Consider the following 1087-nt stretch of genomic DNA (forward strand, 5'->3'; position numbering starts at 1 on the left):
CACCCCGGACGCCGCCCGCAAGGCGGTCCGCGGGCTGCGGCCGCTGTTCGGCACGGCCGGGCTCGGGCTCACCGCCGAGGACCGGCTGCTGGCCTGGGAGGGACCGGGCCGGCACCACACGGAGGCGGCCCTGGAGCGGGTCCGCCGGGTGCTGGACACCGGCCGCGCGCAGACCTTCCCCGTCATCTGCCCGGACCCGGACTGCCCGGTGCGCTGGGGCGCCGCCGCGCCGCTCACCGTCGACCGGCGGGTGCCCGGCGCCCTCGTCGTGCTCGGCGCGGGGGAGCCGGGGCCCGGGGCGCGGGCCACCGAGGAGGTGGCGCGCTGGGTCTCCGTCCAGCTGGAGCTCGCCGACCTCGACCGGATGCGCACCGGGCTGGCCGAGGCGGAGGTCCGCGCGCTGCGGGCGCAGATCTCCCCGCACTTCGTCTACAACTCCCTGGCGGCGATCGCGTCCTTCGTGCGTACCGACCCCGAGCGGGCCCGCGAGCTGCTGCTGGAGTTCGCCGACTTCGCCCGCTACTCCTTCCGCCGCCACGGCGCGTTCACCACCCTGGCCGAGGAACTGCGCGCCGTCGAGCAGTTCCTGGAGCTGGTCCGGGCCCGGTTCGGGCCGCGGCTGGAGGTCACCTTGCGGATCGCCCCCGAGGTGCTCCCGGTGGCCGTTCCCTTCCTCTGCCTCCAGCCCCTGGTGGAGAACGCGGTCAAGCACGGGCTGGAGGACAGTGCCGGGCGGGGCCGGATCACGATCACCGCGCGGGACGAGGGGGCGACGGCCCGGATCGTCGTCGAGGACAACGGGGTGGGCGTGGAACCCGGCCGGCTGCGCCGGATCCTGCGCGGCGAGGACGGCCCGACGGCGGGCACCGGGTTGCGCAACGTGGACGAGCGGCTGCGCCAGGTCTACGGCGACGAGCACGGCCTCGTGATCGAGACGGGCGTCGGGGCCGGGATGAAGGTCGCCCTCCGCGTTCCCAAGTACCGGCCCGGAGTGCACGGCACGCCCGCGCAGAGCCCGCACGCCGACGACGAACCCCCGGACACCGGGGTGCCGGGGGTCACGGAGCCGGGGGCCGCGGGCTAGGGC

At 76.7% G+C, this 1087-nt stretch carries 1 protein-coding gene; it reads left to right on the forward strand.

Annotation, left to right across the window (positions count from 1 at the left end; genetic code table 11):
* A partial coding sequence (locus H5J33_RS36170; RefSeq protein ID WP_181798896.1) for a sensor histidine kinase occupies positions 1–1084 on the forward strand: 1084 nt, incomplete at its 5' end.
* Positions 1085–1087: the final 3 nt, after the last annotated feature.

This window comes from Streptomyces sp. WELS2, assembly GCF_013870595.1.
GTDB lineage: Bacteria > Actinomycetota > Actinomycetes > Streptomycetales > Streptomycetaceae > Streptomyces.